This is a genomic window from Flavobacterium sp. FPG59, from assembly GCF_002150205.1.
GTDB lineage: Bacteria > Bacteroidota > Bacteroidia > Flavobacteriales > Flavobacteriaceae > Flavobacterium.
Map to the genome: position 1 here is coordinate 1 of NZ_MTCA01000296.1, position 3,051 is coordinate 3,051.

The following is a 3,051-nucleotide window of genomic DNA, read 5'->3' on the forward strand; positions in this document are numbered from 1 at the left end:
CATATAGTTAGTATAAATAGTTAGAATAAATTAACAAAGTGAATTATGAATATACAATTACCTTCATTTATTTTTAAAGTACCCAGATTTTTATTCCTATTTTGGTCCTTGTATACGGTAAATAGTAGTGCCCAGGTTACTGCAAATACGAATCCCAGTAATGCGCAAATTAACCTCGCCCTACAAGGGCCTGGTATAGTCATTACTGGGGGTACCTTGGTTGGTGCTCAAACAGATGGCGCTATTTTAAGATCGAACCAAGTAGCCACTTTTACAAATGGTATTACGGGTGCAGGTCTTGGTTTTCCTAGTGGTGCCTATTTTAGTACAGGAAATACAACATTAGAGTTGACAAATAGGAATACTGTTATCCAGCAATCTGCTTTTCCGGCTGCAGGCGCTACTCTTTCAGATGCCGATTTATCTACAATTGATCCAACGGCTACTCGAGATCTAGTGGCTTATACTTTTACGATTACCTTAGGGCCTACCATAACTGGTTTAAGAATTGGGTATCATTTTGGGTCCGAAGAATATCCGGATTATGTAGGTACAGTTTTTGATGATGCGTTTGGTTTTTTTATTTCGGGGCCTGGTATTACAGGTACTCGAAATTTAGCCACTACTCCAGCTGGAAGTCCTACATCTATCAACAAAATAAACGGGGGTTTTCCTGGCTCTGTAGCAGGAGCGACTCCTGTGGCGGCTTATGATGGTACACAATCTGCTTTATACATAAATAACGGACATACCACTACTGTTTCAGGAGGGGCTTATGTAGCAAACACTGATCCTCAACCTGGTCCTTTTCCTATTTTTACTGAGTTTAATGGCGTTACAAGGTTTATAACAAGAACTGTTAATAATTTAACCCCAGGGGGTACCTATACCTTTAAGGTTGTTATTGCTGATGCTAGTGATGATTTCTTAGATTCAGGTGTATTTTTGAATTTAATTGAGGGGTTGACAAATGCTAATTTGCAAATTAGTAAAACGGTTAATAACCCTACGCCAATTGTGGGCAGCAATGTTACCTTTACTTTAACGGCAAGTAATTTGGGATCAGGAGCAGCAACAGGTGTTAATGTTACAGATATTTTACCAGCAGGTTATACTTTTGATAGCGCTTTACCGTCAGTAGGCACTTACGACAACACTACAGGCCTTTGGTCAATAGGTGATTTAGCCAACGGTGGAAATGCAACTCTATCTATAGTGGCTAGAGTAAATGCTTCAGCAAGTTATATTAACACAGCAACTATTGCTGGAAATGAAACAGACCCTGTATTAGGGAATAATACATCAACAGCTAGTATTGCTATTCAACCAGATAGCGATAATGATGGAGTGGGGGATTTTACTGATCTAGATGATGATAATGATGGAATTCGTGATATTGTTGAAGATACTAATTGTGCATCAGGTCCTTTTGTTGTTGAAAATATTTTAAATGAAGTTTTTGAAACAGGAACAGTTGGTTTCCCAGTACCTAAAGGAGATTTAGTGGGAGTTCCGGGTATAGTTGGTTTATTAGAAGCATATAATAGTAATCCTGGAAATTCTTCAACAACTAATGTTGGTGAATATTCAAGTGTTGTTGGTTTTGATGGGAATCTAACTAAGGTTATTAATGCAAATGGTGGTGGAATTGTTGATCAATTGCAAATGTCTTCGTTTGTAGTAAAAAAGAATATTGATCTTTTAGCTGGAAATATTATTACAGTTAGTGCTGATTTTTCACTGGATATGGCTGCAGGTGGACCTAGTAATGAATATGGTATAGCTTTAGGCGCTGGTGGACAAGATCCAATTTGGAGAGATGATGTACCGGGAGTTCCTGATGGGGTCTTTTTATATGGCCATGGTGTATCTTTAATACGTGAGCCAAATAGTTCAGGACCAACATTTACTGCTCCATCAAGAGTTACCGGATGGTTTAGACAAAAGTCAACGTATTATGTTGCAAATAATGGATCAGGAGTTTTACATTTATATGCTAATAATGAGGGTTATCAATATGGCCCAACAGGTATTCCTACTAGTGCACCTATTATTGCTAATGGCATAAATTTTGGTCCGGCAAGTAATTATCCGTGGTTAAATAATGCTTCTTTAAGTGTTTCAGTAGATCAATATGTTGATAATATTGTCATAAATGTTAACCATTGTGATTTTGATGGAGATGGGGTACAAAATTCTTTTGATTTAGATTCAGATAATGACGGTTGTTCAGATTCTAATGAGTACTATAACAATGCTACGAGTGCAGCTTCGGGACAGCAATTTGGTCAAACAGGAGGAGCAGTAGCGCCTGTAAATGCTAATGGTACAGTAAACTTGCCGGCAGCTACATATACAGGATCTTATGCTAATGCGACATCTGTGGGAACATCTAGTTCAATAGCAACGCAACCAGTTAATAGAATTATAAATGCGGGTACAAATACTACTTTCAGTGTAGCGGCAGCTGGTGGTTCAGGTGTTACACAATACCAATGGCAAGTTGATTCTGGTTCTGGTTTTACTGATATATCAAACGGTGCTGTTTACAATAATGCTACAACGAACACTTTAACTTTGACTTCTGTACCTGCAACATTTAATGGATATGTGTATAGAGTAATAATCAGGGAATCTAATTTTGTTTGTTCATCTGTAGTTTCGGCTGAAAGAACATTAACTGTATTTCCTGCACCAGTGGTAACGATTGCAGATGCTTCAATCACAGAAGGAGGAAACTTGAGTTTCCCAGTTACATTGAGCAACCCATCAGCTACAGACATCACCGTTACTTTAGGCTTTACCAATGTAACGACAGCCAATGGCGATTATACAACAGTTCCAGTAACAGTAACGTTCTTAGCAGGAGCCACAACAGCTACAGCAACAGTACCCACAACGGCAGATACTATCGATGAATTAGACGAAACCTTCACGGTAGCTATTACCAGTACAACAGGAACCGTTGGATCAACAACAGATACCGCTACAGGAACAATCAATGATGATGACAATGCCCCAACAGTAGCAAGTATCAGTCCTTCAAATGCT

At 38.6% G+C, this 3,051-nt stretch carries 1 protein-coding gene; it reads left to right on the top strand.

The features are described from left to right. Positions 1–45: 45 nt before the first annotated feature. The coding region (locus FPG59_RS15265) for a DUF11 domain-containing protein (RefSeq protein WP_140344697.1) at positions 46–3,051 on the top strand (3,006 nt) is incomplete at its 3' end.